Consider the following 23,857-nt stretch of genomic DNA (forward strand, 5'->3'; position numbering starts at 1 on the left):
TTTCGATGAGCCTACCCAACCCCGCCGAACTGCTGCCGCAGATGGCGTCCTCGCTGACCAGCCACCTGAACCGCCGGCAGATCGCCACGCCACGCTTCATCGGCATCCGCACCGGCGGCGTGTGGGTGGCCCAGGCGCTGCTCGAGCAACTGGGCCGCGACGAGCCGCTGGGCGTGCTCGACGTGTCCTTCTACCGCGACGACTTCACCCAGAACGGCCTGCATCCGCAGGTGCAGCCGTCCGAGCTGCCGTTCGAGATCGAAGGCCAGCACCTGGTACTGATCGACGACGTGCTGATGAGTGGCCGTACCGTCCGCGCCGCGCTGAACGAGCTGTTCGACTACGGCCGCCCCGCCAGCGTGACCCTGGTCAGCCTGCTCGACCTGGACGCCCGCGAGCTGCCGATCCGCCCGGATGTGGTCGGTGCGACGCTGTCGCTGGCCGCCGATCAGCGGGTAAAATTGTCCGGCCCCGCGCCCTTCACCCTCGAACTCCAGACGCTTTCCGACCAAGGCCGTCCGCAATGACCGCACTCGATGCCAAGCGCCCGCTGCAACTGAACGACCAGGGCCAGCTGCGCCACTTCCTGTCCCTCGACGGCCTGCCCCGCGAGCTGCTGACGGAAATCCTCGACACCGCCGACTCCTTTCTGGAAGTCGGCGCCCGCGCCGTCAAGAAGGTTCCGCTGCTGCGCGGCAAGACCGTGTGCAACGTGTTCTTCGAGAACTCCACGCGTACCCGCACCACCTTCGAACTGGCCGCCCAGCGCCTGTCCGCCGACGTGATCAGCCTCAATGTGTCGACCAGCTCGACCAGCAAGGGCGAAACGCTGTTCGACACCCTGCGCAACCTCGAAGCCATGGCCGCCGACATCTTCGTGGTGCGCCATGCCGCCTCCGGTGCCGCGCACTTCATCGCCGAGCACGTGTGCCCGAACCTGGCGATCATCAACGGTGGCGACGGCCGCCATGCGCACCCGACCCAGGGCATGCTCGACATGCTGACCATCCGCCGGCACAAGGGCAGCTTCGAGAACCTCTCGGTGGCCATCGTTGGCGACATCCTGCATTCGCGGGTGGCGCGCTCCAACATGCTGGCGCTGAAAACCCTCGGCTGCCCGGACATCCGCGTGATCGCGCCGAAGACCCTGCTGCCCATCGGCCTGGAAGAAAGCTACGGCGTGCGGGTGTTCAGCGACGCCAACCAAGGCCTCAAGGATGTCGACGTGGTGATCATGCTGCGCCTGCAGCGCGAGCGCATGACCGGCGGCCTGCTGCCCAGCGAGGGCGAGTTCTACCGCCTGTTCGGCCTCACCGAGCAGCGCCTCAAGCTGGCCAAGCCCGATGCCCTGGTCATGCACCCGGGGCCGATCAACCGCGGCGTGGAGATCGAGTCGGCGGTCGCCGACGGCCCGCAATCGGTGATCCTCAACCAGGTCACCTACGGCATCGCCATCCGCATGGCCGTGCTGTCCATGGCCATGAGCGGCCAGAACGCGCAACGCCAACTCAACGCTGAGGAGCACAACTGATGCGTACCCGTATCCTCGGCGCCCGCGTCATCGACCCGAGCAGCGGCCTCGATCAGGTCGCCGATCTGTATATAGAAGGTGGCAAGCTGAGCGCCATTGGCCAGGCCCCGGCCGGTTTCGCCGCCGACCAGACGCTGGATGCCAGCGGCCTGGTCGCTGCGCCCGGCCTGGTCGACCTCTCCGTCGCCCTGCGCGAGCCCGGCTACAGCCGCAAGGGCAACATTGCCAGCGAAACCCTGGCCGCCGCTGCCGGCGGCGTGACCAGCCTGTGCTGCCCGCCGATCACCAAACCGGTACTGGACACCTCGGCGGTTGCCGAGCTGATCCTCGACCGCGCCCGCGAGGCCGGTCATGCCAAGGTGTTTCCCATTGGCGCCCTGAGCAAGGGGCTCGATGGCGAACAACTCGCCGAACTGGTCGCCCTGCGCGATGCCGGCTGCGTGGCGTTCGGCAACGGCCTGAACAACTTCCGCAACGCGCGCACCCTGCGCCGCGCCCTGGAATACGCCGCCACCTTCGACCTCACGGTGATCTTCCATTCCCAGGACCATGACCTCGCCGAAGGCGGCCTGGCCCATGAAGGTGCCACCGCCAGCTTCCTCGGTTTGTCGGGCATCCCGGAAACCGCCGAAACCGTGGCCCTGGCGCGCGACCTGCTGCTGGTCGAGCAGAGCGGCGTACGCGCCCATTTCAGCCAGCTGACCAGTGCCCGGGGCGCCGGGCTGATCGCCGATGCCCAGGCCCGCGGCCTGCCAGTCACGGCCGACGTGGCGCTGTACCAGCTGATCCTTACCGACGAAGCGCTGATCGACTTCTCCAGCCTCTATCACGTGCAGCCGCCGCTGCGCACTCGCGCCGACCGCGACGGTCTGCGCGAGGCGGTGAAGAGCGGCGTGATCAGCGCCATCTCCAGCCATCACCAGCCCCACGAGCTCGACGCCAAACTGGCGCCGTTCGGTGAAACCGAGCCTGGTATGAGTGGTGTGCAGCTGCTGCTGCCACTGGCCATGACCCTGGTGCAGGATGGCCTGCTGGACTTGCCGACCCTGCTGGCGCGCCTGAGCAGCGGCCCGGCGCAGGCGCTACGCCTGCCGGCCGGCCAGCTCAAAGCAGGTCATGCTGCGGATATCCTGCTGTTCGATCCGCAAGCTTCCACCGTGGCTGGCGAAAGCTGGTACTCGAAAGGCCGTAACAGCCCGTTCCTCGGCCACTGCCTGCCGGGGCAGGTGCGTTACACCCTGGTAGACGGGCATATCAGCTTCCAACGCTGATCACCCACCGGCCCATGTGGGAGCGGGCCATGCCCGCGAAATAATCCGCATCAACCAGGCATCCCTGTCGCCCACAAGGGCCGGCAGCGACGCCTGGCCTCACCTTCCAGCAACCTTACCCCTCACGCGCATTCTTGATCGACACCTGGGTGTTCAGCGTCCAGAAGTCGTACAGCACGCCGACCAGAAACAGGCCACCGGTGCACAGGTAGATGATGCCGGTGATCCATTTTCCCTGGTACATGCGGTGCACGCCGAAGACGCCGAGAAATGTCAGCAGGATCCAGGCGACGTTGAAATCGGTGCTGCCTGCGGTAAAGCGCAAGTCCGCCTCCCGATCCATCGCCGGGATCAGGAACAGGTCGATGATCCAGCCAATGAACAACAAGCCCAGGGTGAAGAACCAGATGGTGCCGGTCACCGGCTTGCCGTAATAGAAGCGGTGCGCACCGAGGAAGCCGAAGATCCACAGCAGGTAGCCGATGATCTTGCTATGGGTATCAGGACGCTGCATCAGACTCTCCAGACAGATAGGTTGATTCGCTTCGATCCATGCAGGCGGTACAGGTTTCGCCTTTCACCGACGAGACGACCTTGCGGGGCTCGGGGGCTTACTCGATACTGTATATAAATACAGCTATCGAATCGTACCCATGGAATTGATCGAAAAGCTCACGGTACTCGCCGACGCCGCCAAATACGATGTGTCCTGCGCCAGCAGCGGCGCCCCCAAGCGCAGCTCGAAAGGCCAGAGCGGCATGGGTGCCACCGACGGCATGGGCATCTGCCACAGTTTCACACCGGACGGGCGCTGTGTCGCGCTGCTGAAGATCCTGCTGACCAATTTCTGCCTGTACGACTGCCAGTATTGCGTCAACCGCCGCTCCAGCGACGTGCCCCGCGCGCGCTTCACCCCCGAGGAAGTGGTCACCCTGACCCTGGATTTCTACCGCCGCAACTGCATCAGCGGGCTGTTTCTCAGCTCCGGCATCATTCGCTCGGCGGACTACACCATGGAGCAGCTCAATCGGGTCGCCAAGCTGCTGCGCGAAGAGCACGAGTTTCGCGGCTATATCCACCTCAAGACCATCCCAGATGCTTCGCCGGAGCTGATCGCCGAAGCCGGCCGCTACGCCGATCGCCTCAGCGTGAATATCGAGCTGCCCACCGAGAGCAGCCTGATTCGCCTGGCGCCGGAAAAGAGCGTGGCACCGATCAAGCAGGCCATGGGCACCATTCGTGACGGCGTGGAGGAAGCCGACAGCGAGAAACGCGCACCGGCCTTCGCGCCGGCCGGGCAAAGCACGCAGATGATCGTTGGCGCCGATGCCACCGACGACAGCACCATCCTGCACACCGCCCAGTCGCTGTACGGCGACTTTCGTCTCAAGCGCGTCTATTACTCGGCGTTCAGCCCGATTCCGCAGAGCCCCAAGAGCGTGCCCTTCGAGGCGCCGCCGCTGCTGCGCGAACACCGCCTGTACCAGGCGGACTTCCTGATGCGCGGCTACGGCTTCAAAGCCACCGAACTGCTCGACGGCCCCGGCAACCTGGCCCTGGATATCGACCCCAAGCTGGCCTGGGCGCTGAACAACCGCCAGCACTTTCCGGTCGACCTCAATCGCGCGGACGTCACCATGATCGCCCGCATCCCCGGTATCGGCGTGCTCAGCGCCCAGCGCCTGGTCGCCCTACGTCGGCAGAAGCGCATCCGCTTTGCAGACGTTGGCCGCCTGCGTTGTGCGCTGGAAAAGGCCAAGCCGTTTATCGTCACCCAGGACTACCGCCCGGCTCAGGCGACCCGCGAATCCCTGGTACTGCGCCAGCAACTGAGCGAAGCGCCACAACAGATGGGGCTGTGGTGATGTACTCGGTGTGTTTCGACGGCAGCTTCGCCGGCTGGCGAGAAGCGGCCAGAACGCAGTTGCGCCGCGGCATGGCTCCCCATCAGCTGAGCTGGGTACAGGACAGCCAGGAACATCACGACCTGTTCGGCCAACTGGACGAACCACCACCGGCCGTGGCGGCTGATCGCCCGGTGCGCGTGCCGCGCGCCCTGATCGAACAGTTGGAAAGCGCCTCGCGATTCCGCTGCGCCCAGCGCTGGGCGCTGCTGTACCGCATCCTCTGGCGCGTCGCCAATGGCGACCAGGCGGCCATGCTGGCTGGCGATATCGATGGCAGCGAGTTGCATGCCCGCCTCAAGGCGGTGCGTCGCGAAGCCCATCACCTGCATGCTTTTCTGCGCTTCAAGCCGCGGGATGCCAGCGCCGGCGGGCCGCAACTGGTGGCCTGGCATGAACCGGCCCACGATATTCTGGCCAGCGCCTCGGGCCACTTCGCCGAGCGCCTCGGCCGGCAGACCTGGCTGATCGCCACGCCGGACGATGGCGTGTACTGGGACGGTGAGAAGCTGCAGCACGCCACCCCCTGCCCACCAGAGTGGCAACAACTGGCCCAGGGCACCGACGACCGCAACGAAGCGATGTGGCTGGCCTACTACGGCAGCACCTTCAACCCGGCGCGGCTCAATCGCAGCGTGCTGGAAACCAATATGCCGGTACGTTTCTGGCGCAACCTGCCCGAAGGCCCGCTGATTCCCCGCCTGATGAGCCAGGCCCGCGCAGGCGCCCAGGTCGATGGCCAGGCCGAGGCGGTGGCAGCCCGGCCTGGAAAGCGTATCAGCGCGGATGCAGAGAAAGTGCTGCCGGTACGGCAGTGAGCCGCACCCGGCTGCTGCGCGCTATCAGCAAGGCAACAAAAAACCCGCCGAAGCGGGTTTCTCTGTACTGCCATCCAGGCAACAGACAGCTCAGCGGAAGCGCCGGCCCTGATCTTCGTCGCTGATTTCCAATGACAGCCCCTGGGAAACACTGGTCAGGTGCTCGCCATCGGTTTCCGAGCCGAGCTTGATCATCAGGCGCAGGTCGTTCGCCGAGTCGGCGTACAGCAAGGCGTCTTCGTAGGTGATCTCGCCCTGGCTGTAGAGGTTGTAGAGCGCCTGGTCGAAGGTCTGCATGCCGTGCTCGGTGGAACGCTTCATCAGCGCCTTGAGCTCGTGCACTTCGCCCTTGCGGATCAGGTCAGCCGCCAGCGGGGTGTTGATCAGCACCTCGATCACCGCGCGGCGGCCCTTGCCGTCGGGCGTGGGGATCAGTTGCTGGGCGACGATAGCCTTGAGGTTCAGCGACAGATCCATCCATACCTGGTTCTGTCGGTCCGCCGGGAAGAAGTTGATGATCCGGTCCAGCGCCTGGTTGGCGTTGTTGGCGTGCAGGGTGGCCAGGCACAGGTGGCCGGTCTCGGCAAAGGCCACGGCGTGGTCCATGGTCTCGCGGGTGCGCACCTCACCGATGAGGATCACGTCCGGCGCCTGGCGCAGGGTGTTCTTCAGCGCGATTTCGAAGGAGTCGGTGTCGATGCCCACTTCGCGCTGGGTGACGATGCAGTTCTGGTGCTGGTGGATGTACTCGATCGGGTCTTCGATGGAAATGATGTGGCCGCTGCTGTTCTTGTTGCGGTAGCCGATCATCGCCGCCAGGGAGGTGGATTTGCCGGTACCGGTGGCGCCGACGAACAGCACCAGGCCGCGCTTGGTCAGCGCCAGCTTCTTGAGGATTTCCGGCAACTTGAGGTCATCGAGCGTGGGGATGTTGGTCTCGATACGGCGCAGCACCATGCCAGCCAGGTTGCGCTGGTAGAAGGCGCTGACCCGGAAGCGGCCAATGCCGCGGGCGCTGATCGCGAAGTTGCATTCATGGTTTTCGGCGAAGTCGCGGCGCTGCTGCTCGTTCATCACCCCGTGCACGGTTTCACGGGTCATTTCCGGCGACAGCGGGGTCTTGGTCACCGGCATGATCTTGCCATTGACCTTCATCGACGGCGGCACGCCCGCGGTGATGAACAGGTCGGAGCCGCCCTTCTCGACCATCAGGCGCAACAGTTTCTCGAATTCCATGGATGCTTACCTAAATGCGCTGGCGCGATGTTCCTGTGCGGCGGAGCGAGTCCGCCGGCAAGGCTTAGAAGTTTTCCGGGGTTTTAGCTTTTTCTCTAGCGCTTTCGCGGCTGACCAGGCCTTTGGAGACCAGCCTTTTCAGGCACGCATCGAGGGTTTCCATACCCAGCGCACCGCCGGTCTGGATGGCCGAGTACATCTGCGCCACCTTGTCTTCGCGGATCAGGTTACGGATCGCCGGGGTGCCGATCATGATTTCGTGGGCCGCCACCCGACCACCGCCAATCTTTTTCAGCAGGGTCTGGGAGATCACCGCCTGCAGCGATTCTGACAGCATGGAGCGCACCATGGATTTCTCTTCGGCCGGGAACACGTCGACCACCCGGTCGATGGTCTTGGCAGCGGAGGTGGTGTGCAGGGTGCCGAACACCAGATGGCCGGTTTCCGCGGCGGTCAGCGCCAGGCGGATGGTTTCCAGGTCGCGCATTTCGCCGACCAGGATGATGTCCGGGTCTTCACGCAGCGCCGAGCGCAGGGCTTCGGAGAAGCCGTGGGTGTCGCGGTGCACTTCACGCTGGTTGATCAGGCACTTCTTCGATTCGTGAACGAATTCGATCGGATCCTCGACGGTAAGGATGTGGTGGTACTTGTTGCTGTTGATGTAGTCGAGCATTGCCGCCAGGGTGGTGGATTTACCCGAACCGGTCGGCCCGGTCACCAGCACCAGCCCACGCGGCACGTCGGAGATCTTCTTGAAGATCTCGCCCATGCCGAGGTCTTCCATGCTCAGCACTTTCGAGGGAATGGTCCGGAATACCGCACCGCTACCGCGGTTCTGGTTGAAGGCGTTGACCCGGAAGCGCGCCACGCCCGGCACTTCGAACGAGAAGTCGGTCTCGAGGAATTCTTCGAAATCCTTGCGCTGCTTGTCGTTCATGATGTCGTAGATCAGCGCGTGCACCTGCTTGTGATCGAGGGCAGGCAGGTTGATCCGGCGGACATCGCCGTCGACCCGGATCATCGGCGGCAAGCCTGCGGAAAGGTGCAGGTCCGACGCGCCTTGCTTGGCGCTGAAGGCCAGCAGCTCGGTGATATCCATGGGACTCCCTAATGACGGTAGAATGCCGCGTAACTCAGGATAGGGGCCTTGAGGGATCACCAGGCGGCTGCGCGAGCACGCCCTTGGCAGACCACCGTCAAGCCCGCAGAAACGCTCAGGCGGCAGGCGCAGGTAATGTCCACGATAGCAGAGAATATTGCAAAGGTCGGTGTGCGGATCCGTGAGGCGGCGCAAGCCTCGCAGCGAGATTTTTCATCCATTGGCCTGCTTGCCGTGAGCAAGACCAAGCCCGCCGAGGCCATTCGCGAAGCCCACGGGGCCGGCCTGCACGATTTTGGCGAGAACTATCTGCAGGAAGCGCTGGACAAGCAGACGCTGCTCGCCGATCTGCCGCTGACCTGGCATTTCATCGGCCCCATCCAGTCCAACAAGACCCGCCCCATCGCCGAGCACTTCGCCTGGGTGCATTCGGTGGATCGCCTGAAGATCGCCGAACGCCTGAGTGCCCAGCGCCCGGCCGAGCTGCCGCCGCTGAACATCTGCCTGCAGGTCAACGTCAGTGGTGAGGCCAGCAAGTCCGGCTGCCAGCCTGACGAGCTCGCGGCGCTGGCACAGGCGGTTACACAACTGCCCAACCTGCGCCTGCGCGGATTGATGACAATTCCCGAGCCCACCGATGACGCCACCGCCCAGCGGGCTGCCTTCGCTCGCCTGCGCGCCCTGCGGGACGGCCTGAACCTGGGGCTCGACACCCTGTCCATGGGCATGAGCCACGACCTCGAAGCGGCCATTGCCGAAGGCGCGACCTGGGTGCGCATCGGCACCGCGCTGTTTGGCGAACGCGACTACGGCAAGGCCTGAACCACCGATCTCGACTCTCTAGATAGGAACCTCACCATGACCACTCCCCGCATCGCCTTCATTGGCGCCGGCAACATGGCTGCCAGCCTGATCGGCGGGCTGCTCGCCCAGGGCCTGCCGGCGGGCGCCATCCGCGCCAGCGACCGTGGCGCCGAGCAACGCGAGAAGATCGCCGGCGAACACGGTATCGACGTGGTGGCCAGCAATGCCGAGGCCTGCCGTGACGCTGACGTGATCGTCCTGGCGGTCAAGCCGCAGGTCATGAAGGACGTGTGCCTGGACCTGGCGCCCCACCTGCAGACGGGCCAGTTGATCGTCTCCATCGCCGCCGGGATCACCAGCACCAGCCTGGAGAACTGGCTCGGCCCGCGCGCCATCGTGCGCTGCATGCCCAACACCCCGTCGCTGCTGCGCCTGGGCGCCAGCGGCCTGTATGCCAATGCGCGAGTCAGCAGCGAACAACGCCAACAGGCCGAGCAGTTGCTCAGCGCTGTCGGCATCGCGGTGTGGTTGGACGAGGAAAAACTGATCGACGCAGTGACGGCGGTCTCCGGCAGCGGCCCGGCCTATTTCTTCCTGCTGATCGAGGCGATGACCGCCAGCGGCGAGAAGCTCGGCCTGCCCCGTGAGGTTGCCGCCAAGCTGACCCTGCAGACCGCCCTGGGCGCTGCGCAGATGGCTTTGAACAGCGATGTCGACGCCGCCGAGTTGCGGCGCCGCGTCACCTCGCCGGCCGGCACCACCGAAGCGGCGATCAACACATTCCAGGCTGGCGGCTTCGCAGCCCTGGTCGAGCAGGCCGTCAAGGCCGCCGACCAGCGCTCGGCCGAGCTGGCCGAACAACTGGGTCAATAAGGAGACAATCAATGATCGGTCTGAACACCGCAGCCGTTTACATCCTGCAGACCATCGGCAGCTTCTACCTGCTGATCGTGCTGCTGCGCTTCATCCTGCAACTGGTCCGCGCGGACTTCTACAACCCGCTCAGCCAGTTCATCGTGCGCGCCACCCACCCACTGCTCAAGCCGCTGCGCCGTATCATCCCGAGCATCGGCGGCCTCGACCTGGCCTCGCTGGTGCTGGCGCTGATCGTGCAGTTCGTGCTGATGGCCCTGACCCTGATGCTGATGGGCGTCGGCGTCGGCGATCCGCTGCTGATCCTGGTGTGGTCGATCATTGGCGTCACTGCCCTGCTGCTCAAGGTGTTCTTCTTCGCCCTGATCATCAGCGTGATCCTCTCCTGGGTCGCCCAGGGCACGCACAACCCGGCGGCCCTGCTGGTCAACCAGATCTGCGAGCCGCTGCTGGCACCGATCCGCCGCATCCTGCCCAACCTCGGCGGCCTGGATCTGTCGCCGATCGTCGCGTTCCTGATCCTCAACCTGATCGACATGCTGGTGATCCGCAACCTGGCGATCAGCACCGGTATGTTCAGCGGCCTGAGCCTGGCGATCTGAGGCGGTGGCGTTCTACCGCTGGGACGGCGATGCGCTGATTCTCGATTGCCACCTGCAGCCCAAGGCGAGCGCCGATGCCTTCGCCGGGCTGCACGGTGAACGCCTGAAGATTCGCCTCACCGCCCCACCGGTGGACGGCAAGGCCAATGCGCACCTGCTGGCCTTTCTGGCCGAGGCCTTCGGCGTCGCCAAGAGCCAGGTCAGCCTGCTGAGCGGCCAGCAAAGCCGCCAGAAGCGGGTACGCATCGAGGCCCCGAGATCATTGCCCGCCGAGCTGGGCCTGACCGCTCGCCCTAGCTGAACGACCATCAGGTGCCATTGCGACACAGTGCCATTGACGTGGCCCCGTGCCCTCGCATAATGCTCGGCAGCCCGCATCAACGCCGATGCCCTGTCAGGGAACCCACCAATGAGCATGGAACGTCTCAGTGAACAGGTCGATGCCTACGTCGCCTGGAAGCGCGAACTGGTCCGCGAGATCACCCGCTACCGCAGTTGGCTGGCCCATAACCGGCTGAGCAGCGAGGGCGTCGAGGCGCGCCTGGAGCGGGCATTGCGCTTGCTGCGCACCGATCACATCACCCTGGCTTTCGTCGGCGAGTTCTCCCGCGGCAAGACCGAGCTGATCAACAGCCTGTTCTTCTCCGAATATGGCCAGCGTCTGCTGCCCTCCCAGGCCGGGCGCACCACCATGTGCCCGACGGAAATTCTCTACGACCCCGGCGCCGAGCAGCCGTACATTCGCCTGCTGCCGATCGAAACGCGCATCGCCGAAGCCAGCGTGGCGCAGTTCAAGCGCACGCCGCGCCACTGGGTGAATATCGCCCTGGACACCCGCGACCCGGACAGCATGGCCAAGGCCTTCGCCCAGGTCGCCGCCAGCAAGGCCATGCCGGTGGAGAAGGCCATCGCCCTGGGCTTTCACCCGGACAACCTGGAAAGCACCGACAAATCCGGCCAGGTGCTGGTGCCAGCCTGGCGCCACGCTATCGTCAACTTCGATCACCCGCTACTGCGCCAGGGCCTGCGCATTCTCGACACGCCGGGCCTCAACGCCCTGGGCTGCGAGCCGGAGCTGACCCTGTCGATGCTGCCCAGCGCCCAGGCGGTGATCTTCCTGCTGTCCGCCGATACGGGGGTCACCGCCAGTGACCTGGATATCTGGCAGCAACACGTGCAGCCGCTCGACGAAGAGCGCCAGGGCTGCCTGTATGCGGTGCTGAACAAGATCGACGTGCTGTGGGACGACCTGGCCGGCGAGACCTTCGTCGCCAATGCCATCGAGCGGGTGCGCATGCAGGCAGCCCGCCACCTGGGCATCGCTGCCCGGGACATTCTGCCGCTGTCGGCCAAACAGGCGCTGCTCGCCAAGGTGCGCAAGGATCCGGCGCTGCTGGCGCGCAGCCAGATGGCCGAGCTCGAGACGCTGCTCTGCGAGCGCATCGTGGCGCAAAAGGAACAGCTGCTCGAGGAACGCGTGGTGCGCCAGGTGCTGGCCATGCTCAACAACAGCCAGCACGTGCTCGGTCTGCGCCTGGCCAAGGTCAACGAGCAGTTGCAGCTGCTCGACGGGCGCCGCCAGGACAACGGCCAGATGCTCATGGAGCTGACCAGCCGTACCAAGGACGACCACACCCTGCACCACAAGCGCCTGGTGGCGCTGCGCACCAATCAGCGCTTGCTGCGCAACCAGGGCGAACGCCTGAAGACCTCCGCCCAGGCGGAAAAACTCGAGGCGCACCTGGCCCAGTTGCGGCGCCAGCTCAATGGCGCATGGACGACGCTGGGCATCAACCAGTCGATCCTGAATTTCTTCACTGCCGTCGAGGACGACCTGCACAGCCTGTCCCACGACGCCGACATGGCCAACCGCATGGTCGAGGCCATCTACCGCCGGCACAATGAGGAAAACCCGCTGCAGGCGGTCGATGCGCCACGCTTCGAGCTGACCGACTACGTGCGCGAGCTGCGCCATCTGCAGAAGAAGGGCGACCGTTTCCGCCTGGGCCTCAAGACGGTGCTGACCGAGCAGCGCAGCCTCAGCCGACGCTTCTTCGCCACCCTGGTGCAGGAAGTCATCGGCCTGCACCGCCGCCTGCGCCGCGATGCCGAGCGCTGGGCCGACGAGGCGCTGATGCCGCTGATGCAGCACACCCTGGAGCACAAGCAGTTGCTGGAGGGCCATATGCTGCGCCTCAAGTCGCTGGCCCAGGACACCCAGCACGGTCGCCAGCGCCACCAGCAGCTGGCCCAGTATGCCGAGGAGCTCAAGGGGCAGCTGGCCCAGGCCGGCGACATGCTGCGCGTCATGCGCCGCCCGGCGCCCATCCAGCGCCAGGCCAAGGTGGTCACGCTCAAGGGCATGCCGCGGCCGATCGGCAACGCCGAGTAGCCCCCAGGTGCAACGCCGCGCCAGCGGGCTCGGCCAGCGCGGCCAGCCGTGTCCTTGCCGCTGACAGGCGCGCTCTTTAGACTGCTGCACTTCCCGACCTTTCCCTAGCCGAGCAGCGTCGATGTCGACTGTTTTTCCTCAAGACTCCGTTGGCCTGGTAACGCCGCAGATTGCCAGGTTCGCCGAGCCACTGGCGCTGGCCTGCGGGCGCAGCCTGGCCGATTACCAGCTGACCTACGAAACCTACGGCGAGCTCAACGCCAGTGCCAGCAACGCGGTGCTGATCTGCCACGCGCTGTCCGGCCATCATCACGCCGCCGGCTACCACAGCGTGGACGACCGCAAGCCGGGCTGGTGGGACAGCTGCATCGGCCCCGGCAAGCCGCTGGACACCAAGCGCTTCTTCGTCGTCAGCCTCAACAACCTGGGCGGCTGCAACGGCTCGACCGGCCCGTCGGACATCAACCCGGCGACCGGCAAGCCGTTCGGCGCCGATTTCCCGGTGATGACCGTGGAAGACTGGGTCAACAGCCAGGCGCGCCTGGCCGACCTGCTGGGCATCCATCAGTGGGCCGCGGTAGTCGGTGGCAGCCTCGGCGGCATGCAGGCCATGCAGTGGACGATCAGCTACCCCGATCGCGTGCGCCATTGCCTGGCCATCGCCTCGGCCCCCAAGCTGTCGGCGCAGAACATCGCCTTCAACGAAGTGGCGCGCCAGGCGATTCTCACCGACCCGGAATTCCACGGTGGGCATTTTCAGGAGCAGGGCGTGATCCCCAAGCGCGGCCTGATGCTGGCGCGCATGGTCGGCCACATCACCTACCTGTCCGATGACGCCATGGGCGAGAAATTCGGCCGTGGCCTGAAGAACGAAAAGCTCAACTACGACTTCCACAGCGTGGAATTTCAGGTCGAGAGCTACCTGCGTTACCAGGGCGAAGAGTTCTCCGGGCGCTTCGATGCCAATACCTATCTGCTGATGACCAAGGCGCTGGATTACTTCGATCCGGCTGCCGAGCACGATGGCGACCTGGCCAAGACCCTGGCCAAGGCCAAGGCGGACTTCTGCGTGATGTCGTTCACCACCGACTGGCGCTTCTCGCCGGCCCGTTCGCGGGAGATCGTCGACGCCCTGCTCGCCGCCCGCAAGAACGTCTGCTACCTGGAAATCGACGCGCCCCAGGGCCACGATGCCTTCCTCCTGCCGATTCCCCGCTACCTGCAGGGTTTTGCCAGCTACATGCAACGGATCGAGGTGTAAGCATGCGAGCCGACCTAGAGATCATCCAGGAGTGGATTCCCGCCGGCAGCCGCATCCTCGACCTGGGCTGCGGCGACGGCGAGCTGCTCGCCTGGCTGAGTGCCAACAAACAGGTCAGCGGTTATGGCCTGGAAATCGACCCGGACAAGATCGCCCAGTGCATCGGCAAGGGCGTCAACGTGATCGAGCAGAACCTCGACGAAGGCCTGGGCAACTTCGCCAGCGACAGCTTCGATGTGGTGGTCATGACCCAATCGCTGCAGGCGCTGCACTTTCCCGACAAGGTGCTGGCCGAGATGCTGCGCGTCGGCAAGACCTGCATCATCACCTTCCCCAACTTCGGCCACTGGCGCTGCCGCTGGTACCTGGCCAGCAAGGGCCGCATGCCGGTGTCGGACTTCCTGCCCTACACCTGGTACAACACGCCGAACATCCACTTCTGCACCTTCGAGGACTTCGAGCGCCTGTGCCATCAGCAGAGCGCCCGGGTGCTCGAACGTCTGGCCGTGGACCGCGAGCACCGGCATGGCTGGGCCAGCCGCAGTTGGCCGAACCTGTTCGGCGAAATCGGCATCTACCGCATCAGCGGCCACAACGCGCATGACCTGCGCATCGCCAACTAGGCCGGCCCATGCGTCTATTCGCCCTGCTGATCGCGCTGACTGTGAGCCTTTCTGCCACTGGCGCTGAACGCATGCAGCGCCTCGGCGATCTGCAGGTGCATTACAGCGCCTTCAATGCCAACTACCTGCAGCCGCAGATCGCCGAGGCCAGCGGCCTGGTGCGCAGCGCGAAGCTGGGGGTGCTGAACATCAGCGTACTGCGCGCCGGCAAGTCGAGCCCGGCCACGGTCAGCGGTGAAGTGAAGACGGTATTGGGCCACGGCCAGAAACTAACCTTTATCGAGCAGCGCGAGGGTGAGTTCGTCTCCTACCTGGCGCAGTTTCCCCTCGAATCGCGTGAGGTGCTGCTGTTCAACCTGCAGGTGAACGGCCAGCGCCTGGACTTCAACCAGGAACTCTTTGCGGAGCCATGATGCCTTTCCCAGAACTCGTCCTCGCCAGCCACAACGCCGGCAAACTCAAGGAACTGCAAGCCATGCTGGGCGACCGCGTGCGCCTGCGCTCGGTCGGTGAATTCAGCCAGGTGGAGCCGGAGGAAACCGGCCTGTCGTTCGTCGAGAACGCCATCCTCAAGGCCCGCAACGCGTCCCGTCTGTCCGGCCTGCCGGCGCTGGCCGACGACTCCGGCCTGGCGGTGGACTTTCTCGGTGGCGCCCCGGGCATCTACTCGGCCCGCTACGCCGATGGCCAGGGCGATGCGGCCAACAACGCCAAGCTGCTGGCCGCCCTCAAGGATGTGCCGGATGCCGAACGCGGCGCCCAGTTCGTCTGCTGCCTGGCCCTGGTACGGCATGCCGACGACCCGCTGCCGATCCTCTGCGAAGGCCTGTGGCACGGCCGCATCCTCCATGAGGCCCGCGGCGAGCACGGCTTTGGCTACGATCCGCTGTTCTGGGTCGAGGAACGCCAGTGCTCCAGCGCCGAGCTATCCCCCGCCGACAAGAACCAGCTCAGCCATCGCGCCATTGCCATGCAGTTGCTCAAGCACCGTCTGGGATTATAAGAACCTGTTCAAAGCCTGCTGCGCGTCGGCACTGTGGCGTTAAAAACAGGCTCGGATTGCCAGCCCAGTCGGACTGCTCATTTACAGCTCGTAAAGTCGGGCGCGACTCCGACCGGTCCTCGCCTGTTTTTGCGGGGCCGCCTAGGCCTTGCATTGCTCTAGCTCGCGAGACTTTGAACAGGCTCTAAGCGGTTCCAAATGGGGTGTTTCGTCCACGCGCTTTGGCAGTTTGCCCAACTCGTGCCACGATAGCGCCCCGCAACCACCCTGCCGTGACCAGACGCCCGTGTTCCAGCTGCCCCCTTTGGCCCTGTACGTCCATATCCCCTGGTGCGTGCGCAAGTGCCCTTACTGCGACTTCAACTCCCACGCCGCCGGCCCCAACCTGCCGGAAGAGGCCTATGTCGACGCGCTGCTCGCCGATCTCGACAGTGATCGGCAGCAGGCTCATGGCCGCCCGCTGACCTCGATCTTCTTTGGTGGCGGCACGCCCAGCCTGTTTTCCGCCAAGGCCCTCGGGCGCCTGTTGGAGGGCGTGGAGCGACGCATCCGGTTTGCCGGCGATATCGAGATCACCCTGGAAGCCAACCCGGGCACCTTCGAGCAGGAGAAGTTCGCCGCGTACCGGCGCCTGGGCATCAACCGGCTGTCGATCGGCGTGCAGAGCTTCCAGGCGGAAAAACTCAAGGCCCTCGGCCGCATCCACGATGGCGATGAAGCGATTCGCGCCGCCGACATGGCCCGCGCCGCCGGCTTCGATAATTTCAACTTGGACCTGATGCACGGCCTGCCGGATCAGTCCCTGGATGACGCCTTGGGCGACCTGCGTATCGCCATCGCCCAGGCGCCGACGCACCTGTCCTGGTATCAGCTGACGGTGGAGCCGAACACGGTGTTCTGGAACCAGCCACCGGTGCTGCCCGAAGACGACACCCTGTGGGACATCCAGGAAGCCGGCCAGGCGCTGCTCGCCGAACATGGCTATGCCCAGTACGAAGTCTCGGCCTATGCGCAGCCCGAGCGCATGGCGCGCCACAACCTGAATTACTGGACCTTTGGCGATTTTCTCGGCATTGGCGCCGGCGCCCACGGCAAGCTGAGCACCCCGGACGGCAGCATCAGCCGCACCTGGAAAACCCGCCTGCCCAAGGATTACCTCGACCCCGCCAAGCGATACAGCGCCGGCGAGCGCGTTCTCAGCAGCGACGAGCTGCCATTCGAGTTCCTGATCAACGTGCTGCGCCTGAGCGACGGTTGCGCCGCTGAGCTGTTCAGCCAGCGCACCGGCCTGCCCCTCGAACACCTGGCAGAGGCTCGTGCCCAGGTCGAGCAACGCGGCATGCTGCACAAGGATCCGACACGGCTGGCAGCGACCCGTGAAGGCCAGCTGTTTCTCAATGATCTGCTGCAGTACTTTCTGCCCTGAATCACCGGTGCCTGCGAACCAACGGCGCGCCGGACGATCCCAGGCAGCAGGATTCAATCGTCATGCCCAAGGAGCAACCATGGATTATGTACTGGACCTGATCGCCACCGTGTCACGCTGGAGCCGTGGCCATCTCAGCGAGATTTCCCTGGGCCTGATGGCCACCCTGCTGGTGCTGTTCGGCCCGGCGATCAACGCCTGGATACAGGGCCGCATCGGCAGCCTCAACTTCGTGCTGCGCACCCTGATATTCGTCGCGGTCTGCGTGGTCGGCTATGGTCTGGCGCTGGTCTACCTGACGCCCCTGCTGACCCAGCTGCTGGGCCATTTCAACAACTACACCCTGGCTCCGGTGCTGCTGGTGGTGATGTTCCTGATCGGCGTGCTGGCTGACCGCAGCTGAGCCGCTTCAGGGCACCATCTTGATCCAGTCGATCACGCCCACATCGTCATTGCGGTGGGTGGCCAGCACTTCACCGTCAGCGTTTTGCTCCACCGAGAGATCGGCGCCGAGGGGCTTGCCATCCCGCTGGTCGACGGCCGGCGCCTCGACCAGCGGGCTGAACAGCAAGTTGCCGTGAAAGGCCCGCACCCGGGTGGTCGCTGGATACTGCATGGGGCCGAGTTCGACAGGCTCGAGCAGCTCGCCCTGCCAATCCTGCAGCTCCCCATAGGGTGCATCGAGCCACAGGTTCCATAGGCGCAGATTCAGGCCCTGAAAACGCACGCGTGCATCGCCGGGCTCCAGCTGCCAGCGACCTTTCTCCACGGCATGCACGGCTATCGGCTGTGTCCAGGTAACGCCGGCCACCTCGCTGCCCGGCGCCAGCGTGCAGCTCTCCAGCTGCCATGCCTTGAGGTTGAAGCGCTCGCCAGATGGATATCGAAAGGTAACCGGGGCCTCTGCCGAGCAAAGCCAACCATCCAGCCGCGCCGCCTCGACCAGCTTGGCTTCGCCGCTCATGTCGCCCAGCTCAAGGCTGCGCACGGCGGCGCCATGCACCACAGCAGGCTGGTCATCGAACTGCGCGCGCTGCAGGCTCTGCAAGCCGCCGGGCAGCGTGTCACCGCTGAGATTCTTGAGCGGTTCCAGACGCTCGAGACTCACCTGCGTGCCGGCCGGCAACAGCAAATCACCGAGCACCTGTTCGGCCTGCAAACGAGGGTTGAGTGCACGCTGGTCCAGCCAGTGATTGAGCTGCCAGCGCACGAATTCGAAGGTAGGCAGGCTGCCTGCGGCGAGAAACACGCCCAGCAACCCGAACCACCAGCCGCGCGCCAGGATGAAGCGCCTGGCGCGCTGATGGAGCAATGCGACGAGCACACCGGTCAACGCCACAGCGCAAATTACCGAGACCAGCAGGAACAATGATCCGAGCATCATGGCCAGTGGGTTGATGGGGATCATGGGTGTCCTTGGTAAGCTCGATGGGGCTATTTCGTGGCAGAGCTTAAAAGTCACCCTCAAGCGAATCAACACTTGGTTACACTTCAATAAAAAAGCCAGCAATCTGCTGGCTTTTCCTTCGATCAGGTGGCGATCATTTGATCAACCGTAGACAGAACGGGTAGCGGTAGTGCTTGCCCTCTCCGGCCTTGATGCCACCGATGATGGTCAGCACCACGGTGCCGATGCACAGCAGGACCATCAGCAGGAAGCCGATCAGCACCAGCATCAGCAACAGGCAGACGATGCCGGCAATGGCCACGGTCAGCTGGAAGTTGAGCGCCTCCTTGCCCTGCTCGTCGATAAAGGCGTGCTGATCCTTCTTCACCTGCCAGACCACCAGCGGGCCGATCAGGTTGCCAAAGGGGAACACGAAGCCGAGGGCGGCCGCGAAGTGGCAGATCATCGCCCACTGGCGTGCTTCGCGGTCAGGCTCGGCAGGCGTTACGGCGTTGTGTTCATCCATCATCACGGCTCTCCTCGGTCAGTGGCCAATCATTCGGCCAGGGCGGCCTGCTGCAGAGCGAACAGCTCGCTCATGCCCTGCTGCGCCAGGGCCAGCATGGCATTCAGTTCGGCTGGCTGGAACGGTGCGCCTTCGGCAGTGCCCTGCACTTCGATGAAGCCGCCGGTGCTGGTCATCACCACGTTGAGGTCGGTCTCGGCGGCGGAGTCTTCCAGGTAATCCAGGTCGAGTACCGGCTCGCCCTGGTAGATGCCCACGGAAACGGCGGCGATCATCTGCTTGAGCGGATCGCCACCTTTGAGGCCACCACGCTTCTTCATCACTTTCAGGGCATCAACCAGGGCGACCATGGCGCCGGTGATCGACGCGGTACGGGTGCCACCGTCGGCCTGGATCACATCGCAATCGACGTACAGGGTGTTCTCGCCCAGCTTGCTCATGTCCAGCGCGGCGCGCAGGGAGCGGCCGATCAGGCGCTGGATTTCCAGGGTACGGCCGCCCTGCTTGCCCTTGCTGGCCTCACGCTGGTTGCGGTCGCCGGTGGCGCGCGGCAGCATGCCGTACTCGGCGGTCACCCAGCCCTGGCCCTGGCCTTTCAGAAAGCGCGGTACGCCCTGCTCGACGCTGACGGTGCAAATCACCTTGGTATCGCCGAACTCCACCAGTACCGAACCTTCGGCATGCTTGGTGTAGTTGCGGGTGATGCGGATCGAACGCAACTGATCGGCGGCGCGGCCACTGGGACGTTTCATCAAAATACCTGCTCTCGAGTAGAATCTGCCGGCCATTATAGGGGCTGTTGCCTGCGGGCCGCGACCGCGCCCGCCCGATGGCCCTGCCCGGCGATTGGGAGCCACCGCCGCACTGCGCTACAATCGCCGCCTTTGCCCCACCGCAAACCGAGGTACGCCGCATGATCCACAGCATGACAGCCTTCGCCCGCACCGAGCAGGCAGGTGCCAACGGCACCCTGAGCTGGGAGCTGCGTTCGGTCAACCACCGCTACCTCGAGCCCCACCTGCGCCTGCCGGAAGCCTTTCGCGACCTCGAAGGGGCAGTACGCGAGGCGCTGCGCCAGGGCCTGTCGCGCGGCAAGGTGGAATGCACCCTGCGCTATACCGAAGACAGTGCCGGCAAGCCGCTGCAGGTCGACCGCGCCAAGGCCACCCAACTGATTGACGCCGCCGAAACCGTCGCTGCCCTGATCAAGCAGCCGGCGCCGCTGAACCCGCTGGAAGTGCTTGCCTGGCCCGGCGTGCTGGTGGCCGACAGCAGCGACCCGCAAGCGCTCAACAAGGCTGCGCTGGCGCTGTTCGGCAATGCCCTCGACGAGCTGAAAAATGGCCGCGGCCGCGAGGGCGCGGAACTGGCCAAGCTGCTCAACGAGCGCCTCGACGGCATGCTCGAGGAGGTCGCCGCCCTGCGTGAACTGGTGCCGCAGATGCTCGAAGCCCAGCGCCAGAAGATCATCGAGCGCTGCCGCGAGATGCAGGCCGAGCTCGACCCGCAGCGCCTCGAGCAGGAGCTGGTGATGCTCGCGCAAAAGAGCGACGTGGCCGAAGAGCTGGATCGCCTCAGCACCCACGTCAGCGAAGTGCGCCGGGTACTCAAAACCGGCGGCGCGGCGGGCCGTCGCCTGGATTTCCTGATGCAGGAACTCAACCGCGAAGCCAACACCCTGGGTTCCAAGGCGTTCGATCCGCGCAGCACGCAGGCAGCGGTCAACCTCAAGGTGTTGATCGAGCAAATGCGCGAGCAGGTGCAGAACATCGAATAAGCAACGCGCGGCATTGGCTGCGCGTCTCCCGAATTAAATCTTTCAGGACTGATCATGAGCATCACCAGCGGCACGCTGTACATCATTTCCGCCCCCTCGGGCGCCGGCAAAAGTAGCCTGGTGAACGCGCTGATCGACAGCGAGCCGCACATTCGCGTGTCGGTGTCGCACACCACCCGCGCCATGCGCCCAGGTGAAGTCGACGGCGTGCACTACCACTTCGTGGATCACGCGCAGTTCACCGCCATGCTCGAGCAGGGCGAATTCCTCGAGCACGCCCAGGTCTTCGACAATTTCTACGGCACCTCGCAGCGCGCCCTGGAAAAGACCCTCGCCGAGGGCATCGACCTGATCCTGGAGATCGACTGGCAGGGCGCCCAGCAGGTACGCCGCCTGATGCCCCAGGCCAAGTCGATCTTCATCCTGCCGCCGACCCGCGAAGCGCTGCGCCACCGCCTGACCAATCGCGGCCAGGACAGCGGCGAGATCATCGAGCGCCGCATGCGCGAAGCCGTCAGCGAGATGAGCCACTACGTGGAATACGATTACCTGGTGATCAACGACGATTTCGGCCACGCGCTCAGCGACCTGAAGGCGGTGTTTCGCGCCAACCAGCTGCTGCAGACCGCCCAACAGCAGCGCCATGCCGGTCTGTTGAGCGAGCTTTTGGCCTGAAGCAAAGCGGATGGGCGCTGCAAAACCGTCCATCCAGGCAGCGAAAATCCCGTCCGGCGTTGCGAACTCGTGCCTCTCAGCGAGTTTCGCTTCCCTTAATGCTGGCGTTTTTCTAGACTATTCAGTCCGCTCGCCCATTCGGGCCCAGCTAATTTTGCATTCGCTACGAGGAACACCATGGCTCGCGTTACCGTTGAAGACTGCCTGGACAACGTCGATAACCGCTTCGAGCTGGTCATGCTTGCCACCAAGCGCGCTCGTCAAATCGCCACTGGCGGCAAAGAGCCGAAAGTAGCCTGGGAAAACGACAAGCCGACGGTGGTTGCCCTGCGCGAAATCGCCAGCGGCCTGGTTGACGCCGACATCGTCGCCCAAGAAGACATCATCGAAGAAGAACCGCTGTTCGCAGCCTTCGAGGAAGAGGCCAACGAGCCTCTGTAAGCCTATGCCGGGTCGAAAGCGTACGTCGCAGGTGCACAAGACGCGGCATGGGAGCATCCCATGCCGGGTATAGACGCCCTCGCCGACAGACTTTCGGGATACCTGGGCGACGAACAGGTCAACCTCGTCCGTCGCGCCTACTTCTACGCCGAACAGGCGCACGATGGGCAGCGCCGCCGCAGCGGTGAAGCCTACGTGACCCATCCGCTAGCCGTGGCCAGCATCCTCGCCGACATGCACATGGACCATCAGAGCCTGATGGCCGCCATGCTGCACGACGTGATCGAAGACACCGGCATCGCCAAGGAAGCCCTGCACGCGCAGTTTGGCGAATCCGTGGCGGAACTGGTGGACGGGGTCAGCAAGCTGACCCAGATGAACTTCGAGACCAAGGCCGAGGCCCAGGCCGAGAACTTCCAGAAGATGGCCATGGCCATGGCGCGCGATATCCGCGTGATCCTGGTCAAGCTGGCCGACCGCCTGCACAACATGCGCACCCTGGAAGTGCTGTCCGGCGAGAAACGCCGGCGCATCGCCAAGGAAACCCTGGAAATCTACGCGCCCATCGCCAACCGCCTGGGCATGCACAGCATGCGCGTGGAGTTCGAGGACCTGGGCTTCAAGGCCATGCACCCGATGCGCTCCGAGCGCATTCGCGCCGCCGTGCGCCGCGCCCGGGGCAACCGCAAGGAAATCGTCACGCGTATCGAGGAGTCGCTGCTGCACTGCCTCGAGCGCGAAGGCCTGAGCGGCGAAGTGGTGGGCCGCGAGAAGCACCTGTACAGCATCTACCAGAAGATGCGCGGCAAGCGTAAGTCGTTCAACGAGATCATGGACGTGTACGCCTTCCGCATCGTGGTCGACAAGGTCGACACCTGCTACCGCGTGCTCGGTGCCGTGCACAACCTGTACAAACCGCTGCCGGGGCGCTTCAAGGACTACATCGCGATTCCCAAGGCCAACGGCTACCAGTCGCTGCACACCACGCTGTTCGGCATGCATGGCGTGCCCATCGAGATCCAGATCCGCACCCGCGAGATGGAAGAGATGGCCAACAACGGCATCGCCGCGCACTGGCTGTACAAGTCCAGCGAGGACGAGCTGCCCAAGGGCAACCATGCCCGCGCGCGCCAGTGGGTCAAGGGCGTGCTGGAGCTGCAGCAACGCGCTGGCAACTCACTGGAATTCATCGAGAGCGTTAAGATCGACCTGTTCCCGGACGAGGTCTACGTGTTCACGCCCAAGGGCCGCATCATGGAGCTGCCCAAGGGCTCCACGGCGGTGGATTTCGCCTACGCGGTGCACACCGACGTCGGCAATACCTGTATCGCCTGCCGAATCAACCGCCGCCTGGCGCCGCTGTCCCAGGCCCTGGAAAGCGGTTCCACGGTGGAAATCGTCAGCGCCCCGGGCGCGCGCCCCAATCCCGCCTGGCTGAACTTCGTGGTCACCGGCAAGGCGCGCACCCATATCCGTCACGCCCTCAAGCTGCAGCGCCGCTCGGAGTCGGTGAACCTTGGCGAGCGATTGCTCAACAAGGTGCTGGCCAGTTTCGAGACCCATCTCGACAAGGTGCCCGCCGAACGCCAGCTGGCAGTACTCAACGAATACCGCCTGGAAACCTTCGACGACCTGCTCGAAGACATCGGCCTGGGCAACCGCATGGCCTATGTGGTGGCGCGCCGCCTGCTGGCCAGCGACGGCGAGGAGCTGCCCAACGCCGAGGGCCCCCTGGCGATTCGCGGCACCGAGGGCCTGGTGCTCAGCTACGCCAAGTGCTGTACGCCGATCCCGGGCGACCCGATCGTCGGCCACCTCTCGGCGGGCAAGGGCATGGTGGTGCACATGGACACCTGCCGCAACATCAGCGAAGTGCGCCACAACCCGGAAAAATGCATCCAGCTGGCCTGGGCCAAGGATGTGACCGGCGAATTCAACGTCGAGCTGCGCGTCGAGCTGGAGCACCAGCGCGGCCTCATTGCCCTGCTGGCCGGCAGCGTCAACGCCGCCGACGGCAATATCGAGAAGATCAGCATGGATGAGCGCGACGGCCGCGTCAGCGTGGTCCAGTTGGTGGTCAGCGTGCATGACCGTGTACACCTGGCGCGGGTGATCAAGAAGCTGCGTACCCTGCCCGGCGTCATGCGCATCACCCGCACCAAGGCGTGACCTGTCGCGCCATTGCGGCTCTCGAGGCAAACTTTCCCG

The 23,857-nt window shown here is 64.7% G+C and carries 26 protein-coding genes; 20 read left to right on the top strand and 6 right to left on the bottom strand.

What is annotated here, in order from left to right:
* The first annotated feature begins 5 nt into the window (after positions 1–5).
* From pyrR to QYS36_RS23300, 3 genes are read left to right on the top strand one after another with little or no spacing between them, the layout of a single operon-like run.
* Positions 6–527: a bifunctional pyr operon transcriptional regulator/uracil phosphoribosyltransferase PyrR gene (gene pyrR, locus QYS36_RS23290; protein WP_308841731.1), complete on the top strand. Its 522-nt coding sequence runs from the start codon at positions 6–8 to the stop codon at positions 525–527.
* On the top strand, positions 524–1,531 hold the full coding sequence (locus tag QYS36_RS23295; protein WP_308841732.1) for an aspartate carbamoyltransferase catalytic subunit: 1,008 nt from the start codon (positions 524–526) through the stop codon (positions 1,529–1,531). Before pyrR ends, QYS36_RS23295 begins: the two co-directional genes overlap by 4 nt.
* Positions 1,531–2,802: a dihydroorotase gene (locus QYS36_RS23300; RefSeq protein ID WP_308841733.1), complete on the top strand. Its 1,272-nt coding sequence runs from the start codon at positions 1,531–1,533 to the stop codon at positions 2,800–2,802. Before QYS36_RS23295 ends, QYS36_RS23300 begins: the two co-directional genes overlap by 1 nt.
* Positions 2,803–2,917: 115 nt before the next feature.
* Here the strand turns inward: QYS36_RS23300 and QYS36_RS23305 are convergent, their stop codons facing one another.
* On the bottom strand, positions 2,918–3,319 hold the full coding sequence (locus QYS36_RS23305) for a TM2 domain-containing protein (protein ID WP_308841829.1): 402 nt from the start codon (positions 3,317–3,319) through the stop codon (positions 2,918–2,920).
* A 136-nt stretch (positions 3,320–3,455) separates the two neighbouring features.
* Between QYS36_RS23305 and QYS36_RS23310 the strand changes: the two genes are divergently transcribed.
* Together QYS36_RS23310 and QYS36_RS23315 are read left to right on the top strand one after the other, a co-directional pair.
* Entirely contained in the window at positions 3,456–4,667 is a 1,212-nt protein-coding gene (locus QYS36_RS23310; protein ID WP_308841734.1) for a putative DNA modification/repair radical SAM protein, read from the top strand.
* Complete coding sequence (locus QYS36_RS23315; RefSeq protein ID WP_308841735.1) at positions 4,667–5,524, top strand: TIGR03915 family putative DNA repair protein; 858 nt, start codon at positions 4,667–4,669, stop codon at positions 5,522–5,524. The genes QYS36_RS23310 and QYS36_RS23315 overlap by 1 nt, the downstream gene beginning before the upstream one ends.
* Before the next feature lie 90 nt (positions 5,525–5,614).
* Here QYS36_RS23315 and QYS36_RS23320 read toward each other — a convergent pair whose 3' ends face one another.
* Positions 5,615–6,760, bottom strand: a complete 1,146-nt coding sequence (locus QYS36_RS23320; RefSeq protein ID WP_308841736.1) for a PilT/PilU family type 4a pilus ATPase — start codon at positions 6,758–6,760, stop codon at positions 5,615–5,617.
* A gap of 64 nt (positions 6,761–6,824) precedes the next feature.
* Positions 6,825–7,859 (bottom strand): type IV pilus twitching motility protein PilT, encoded by a 1,035-nt coding sequence (locus QYS36_RS23325; protein ID WP_070885862.1) that lies wholly within the window; start codon positions 7,857–7,859, stop codon positions 6,825–6,827.
* Between the two features lie 135 nt (positions 7,860–7,994).
* Here QYS36_RS23325 and QYS36_RS23330 point away from each other — a divergent pair, with 135 nt between their 5' ends.
* From QYS36_RS23330 to QYS36_RS23380, 11 genes are all read left to right on the top strand, one after another.
* Complete coding sequence (locus QYS36_RS23330; protein ID WP_308841737.1) at positions 7,995–8,681, top strand: YggS family pyridoxal phosphate-dependent enzyme; 687 nt, start codon at positions 7,995–7,997, stop codon at positions 8,679–8,681.
* Positions 8,682–8,717: 36 nt separating this feature from the next.
* The gene (gene proC, locus QYS36_RS23335) at positions 8,718–9,536 is read left to right on the top strand and encodes a pyrroline-5-carboxylate reductase (RefSeq protein WP_308841738.1); all 819 of its coding nucleotides are present in this window, start codon (positions 8,718–8,720) and stop codon (positions 9,534–9,536) included.
* Positions 9,537–9,547: 11 nt separating this feature from the next.
* Positions 9,548–10,138, top strand: a complete 591-nt coding sequence (locus tag QYS36_RS23340) for a YggT family protein (RefSeq protein WP_111461365.1) — start codon at positions 9,548–9,550, stop codon at positions 10,136–10,138.
* A 4-nt stretch (positions 10,139–10,142) separates the two neighbouring features.
* Entirely contained in the window at positions 10,143–10,439 is a 297-nt protein-coding gene (locus QYS36_RS23345) for a DUF167 domain-containing protein (RefSeq protein WP_308841739.1), read from the top strand.
* 108 nt (positions 10,440–10,547) lie between these two features.
* The gene (locus tag QYS36_RS23350; protein WP_308841740.1) at positions 10,548–12,530 is read left to right on the top strand and encodes a dynamin-like GTPase family protein; all 1,983 of its coding nucleotides are present in this window, start codon (positions 10,548–10,550) and stop codon (positions 12,528–12,530) included.
* Positions 12,531–12,651: 121 nt separating this feature from the next.
* A complete protein-coding gene (locus QYS36_RS23355) occupies positions 12,652–13,791 on the top strand; it encodes a homoserine O-acetyltransferase (protein ID WP_308841741.1) in 1,140 nt (379 codons plus the stop codon).
* Positions 13,792–13,793: 2 nt separating this feature from the next.
* Positions 13,794–14,414, top strand: a complete 621-nt coding sequence (gene metW / locus QYS36_RS23360; protein ID WP_308841742.1) for a methionine biosynthesis protein MetW — start codon at positions 13,794–13,796, stop codon at positions 14,412–14,414.
* Positions 14,415–14,422: 8 nt separating this feature from the next.
* Entirely contained in the window at positions 14,423–14,827 is a 405-nt protein-coding gene (locus QYS36_RS23365; RefSeq protein ID WP_308841743.1) for a DUF4426 domain-containing protein, read from the top strand.
* A complete protein-coding gene (rdgB, locus tag QYS36_RS23370) occupies positions 14,824–15,417 on the top strand; it encodes an RdgB/HAM1 family non-canonical purine NTP pyrophosphatase (protein WP_308841744.1) in 594 nt (197 codons plus the stop codon). Before QYS36_RS23365 ends, rdgB begins: the two co-directional genes overlap by 4 nt.
* 229 nt (positions 15,418–15,646) lie before the next feature.
* Positions 15,647–16,843, top strand: coding sequence for a radical SAM family heme chaperone HemW (hemW, locus tag QYS36_RS23375; RefSeq protein WP_374990492.1), 1,197 nt, complete (start codon positions 15,647–15,649; stop codon positions 16,841–16,843).
* Positions 16,844–16,922: 79 nt separating this feature from the next.
* On the top strand, positions 16,923–17,246 hold the full coding sequence (locus tag QYS36_RS23380; RefSeq protein WP_070885853.1) for a DUF3392 domain-containing protein: 324 nt from the start codon (positions 16,923–16,925) through the stop codon (positions 17,244–17,246).
* 6 nt (positions 17,247–17,252) lie between these two features.
* On the opposite strand, the gene QYS36_RS23385 is transcribed toward QYS36_RS23380, so the two are convergent.
* The 3 genes from QYS36_RS23385 to rph form a co-directional block, all read right to left on the bottom strand.
* Positions 17,253–18,251, bottom strand: a complete 999-nt coding sequence (locus QYS36_RS23385; protein ID WP_308841746.1) for a hypothetical protein — start codon at positions 18,249–18,251, stop codon at positions 17,253–17,255.
* A gap of 133 nt (positions 18,252–18,384) precedes the next feature.
* Positions 18,385–18,759, bottom strand: a complete 375-nt coding sequence (locus tag QYS36_RS23390; protein WP_374990493.1) for a DUF4870 domain-containing protein — start codon at positions 18,757–18,759, stop codon at positions 18,385–18,387.
* Positions 18,760–18,785: 26 nt separating this feature from the next.
* Positions 18,786–19,508 (bottom strand): ribonuclease PH, encoded by a 723-nt coding sequence (gene rph, locus QYS36_RS23395; RefSeq protein ID WP_073263074.1) that lies wholly within the window; start codon positions 19,506–19,508, stop codon positions 18,786–18,788.
* A 161-nt stretch (positions 19,509–19,669) separates the two neighbouring features.
* Here rph and QYS36_RS23400 point away from each other — a divergent pair, with 161 nt between their 5' ends.
* The 4 genes from QYS36_RS23400 (at position 19,670) to spoT (ending at position 23,818) form a co-directional block, all read left to right on the top strand.
* Positions 19,670–20,533, top strand: coding sequence for a YicC/YloC family endoribonuclease (locus tag QYS36_RS23400; RefSeq protein WP_308841747.1), 864 nt, complete (start codon positions 19,670–19,672; stop codon positions 20,531–20,533).
* 54 nt (positions 20,534–20,587) lie between these two features.
* Complete coding sequence (gene gmk, locus QYS36_RS23405) at positions 20,588–21,208, top strand: guanylate kinase (protein ID WP_308841748.1); 621 nt, start codon at positions 20,588–20,590, stop codon at positions 21,206–21,208.
* A 177-nt stretch (positions 21,209–21,385) separates the two neighbouring features.
* Positions 21,386–21,649: a DNA-directed RNA polymerase subunit omega gene (gene rpoZ / locus QYS36_RS23410; protein WP_042552479.1), complete on the top strand. Its 264-nt coding sequence runs from the start codon at positions 21,386–21,388 to the stop codon at positions 21,647–21,649.
* Positions 21,650–21,709: 60 nt separating this feature from the next.
* On the top strand, positions 21,710–23,818 hold the full coding sequence (gene spoT, locus QYS36_RS23415; RefSeq protein ID WP_308841749.1) for a bifunctional GTP diphosphokinase/guanosine-3',5'-bis pyrophosphate 3'-pyrophosphohydrolase: 2,109 nt from the start codon (positions 21,710–21,712) through the stop codon (positions 23,816–23,818).
* The last annotated feature ends 39 nt before the right edge of the window (positions 23,819–23,857 follow it).

Origin of the sequence: Pseudomonas sp. G34, assembly GCF_031119625.1 — a bacterium.
Classification (GTDB): Bacteria; Pseudomonadota; Gammaproteobacteria; order Pseudomonadales; family Pseudomonadaceae; genus Aquipseudomonas.

Excerpts from the sequence above, each read along its gene's own strand:
- pyrR (WP_308841731.1), top strand. The coding sequence starts at position 6 with ATGAGCCTACCCAACCCCGCCGAACTGCTGCCGCAGATGGCGTCCTCG.
- QYS36_RS23295 (WP_308841732.1), top strand. The coding sequence starts at position 524 with ATGACCGCACTCGATGCCAAGCGCCCGCTGCAACTGAACGACCAGGGC.
- QYS36_RS23300 (WP_308841733.1), top strand. The coding sequence starts at position 1,531 with ATGCGTACCCGTATCCTCGGCGCCCGCGTCATCGACCCGAGCAGCGGC.
- QYS36_RS23310 (WP_308841734.1), top strand. The coding sequence starts at position 3,456 with ATGGAATTGATCGAAAAGCTCACGGTACTCGCCGACGCCGCCAAATAC.
- QYS36_RS23315 (WP_308841735.1), top strand. The coding sequence starts at position 4,667 with ATGTACTCGGTGTGTTTCGACGGCAGCTTCGCCGGCTGGCGAGAAGCG.
- QYS36_RS23320 (WP_308841736.1), bottom strand. The coding sequence starts at position 6,760 with ATGGAATTCGAGAAACTGTTGCGCCTGATGGTCGAGAAGGGCGGCTCC.
- QYS36_RS23325 (WP_070885862.1), bottom strand. The coding sequence starts at position 7,859 with ATGGATATCACCGAGCTGCTGGCCTTCAGCGCCAAGCAAGGCGCGTCG.
- QYS36_RS23330 (WP_308841737.1), top strand. The coding sequence starts at position 7,995 with ATGTCCACGATAGCAGAGAATATTGCAAAGGTCGGTGTGCGGATCCGT.
- proC (WP_308841738.1), top strand. The coding sequence starts at position 8,718 with ATGACCACTCCCCGCATCGCCTTCATTGGCGCCGGCAACATGGCTGCC.
- QYS36_RS23340 (WP_111461365.1), top strand. The coding sequence starts at position 9,548 with ATGATCGGTCTGAACACCGCAGCCGTTTACATCCTGCAGACCATCGGC.
- QYS36_RS23350 (WP_308841740.1), top strand. The coding sequence starts at position 10,548 with ATGAGCATGGAACGTCTCAGTGAACAGGTCGATGCCTACGTCGCCTGG.
- QYS36_RS23355 (WP_308841741.1), top strand. The coding sequence starts at position 12,652 with ATGTCGACTGTTTTTCCTCAAGACTCCGTTGGCCTGGTAACGCCGCAG.
- metW (WP_308841742.1), top strand. The coding sequence starts at position 13,794 with ATGCGAGCCGACCTAGAGATCATCCAGGAGTGGATTCCCGCCGGCAGC.
- QYS36_RS23365 (WP_308841743.1), top strand. The coding sequence starts at position 14,423 with ATGCGTCTATTCGCCCTGCTGATCGCGCTGACTGTGAGCCTTTCTGCC.
- rdgB (WP_308841744.1), top strand. The coding sequence starts at position 14,824 with ATGATGCCTTTCCCAGAACTCGTCCTCGCCAGCCACAACGCCGGCAAA.
- QYS36_RS23380 (WP_070885853.1), top strand. The coding sequence starts at position 16,923 with ATGGATTATGTACTGGACCTGATCGCCACCGTGTCACGCTGGAGCCGT.
- QYS36_RS23385 (WP_308841746.1), bottom strand. The coding sequence starts at position 18,251 with ATGATCCCCATCAACCCACTGGCCATGATGCTCGGATCATTGTTCCTG.
- QYS36_RS23390 (WP_374990493.1), bottom strand. The coding sequence starts at position 18,759 with ATGATGGATGAACACAACGCCGTAACGCCTGCCGAGCCTGACCGCGAA.
- rph (WP_073263074.1), bottom strand. The coding sequence starts at position 19,508 with ATGAAACGTCCCAGTGGCCGCGCCGCCGATCAGTTGCGTTCGATCCGC.
- QYS36_RS23400 (WP_308841747.1), top strand. The coding sequence starts at position 19,670 with ATGATCCACAGCATGACAGCCTTCGCCCGCACCGAGCAGGCAGGTGCC.
- gmk (WP_308841748.1), top strand. The coding sequence starts at position 20,588 with ATGAGCATCACCAGCGGCACGCTGTACATCATTTCCGCCCCCTCGGGC.
- rpoZ (WP_042552479.1), top strand. The coding sequence starts at position 21,386 with ATGGCTCGCGTTACCGTTGAAGACTGCCTGGACAACGTCGATAACCGC.
- spoT (WP_308841749.1), top strand. The coding sequence starts at position 21,710 with ATGCCGGGTATAGACGCCCTCGCCGACAGACTTTCGGGATACCTGGGC.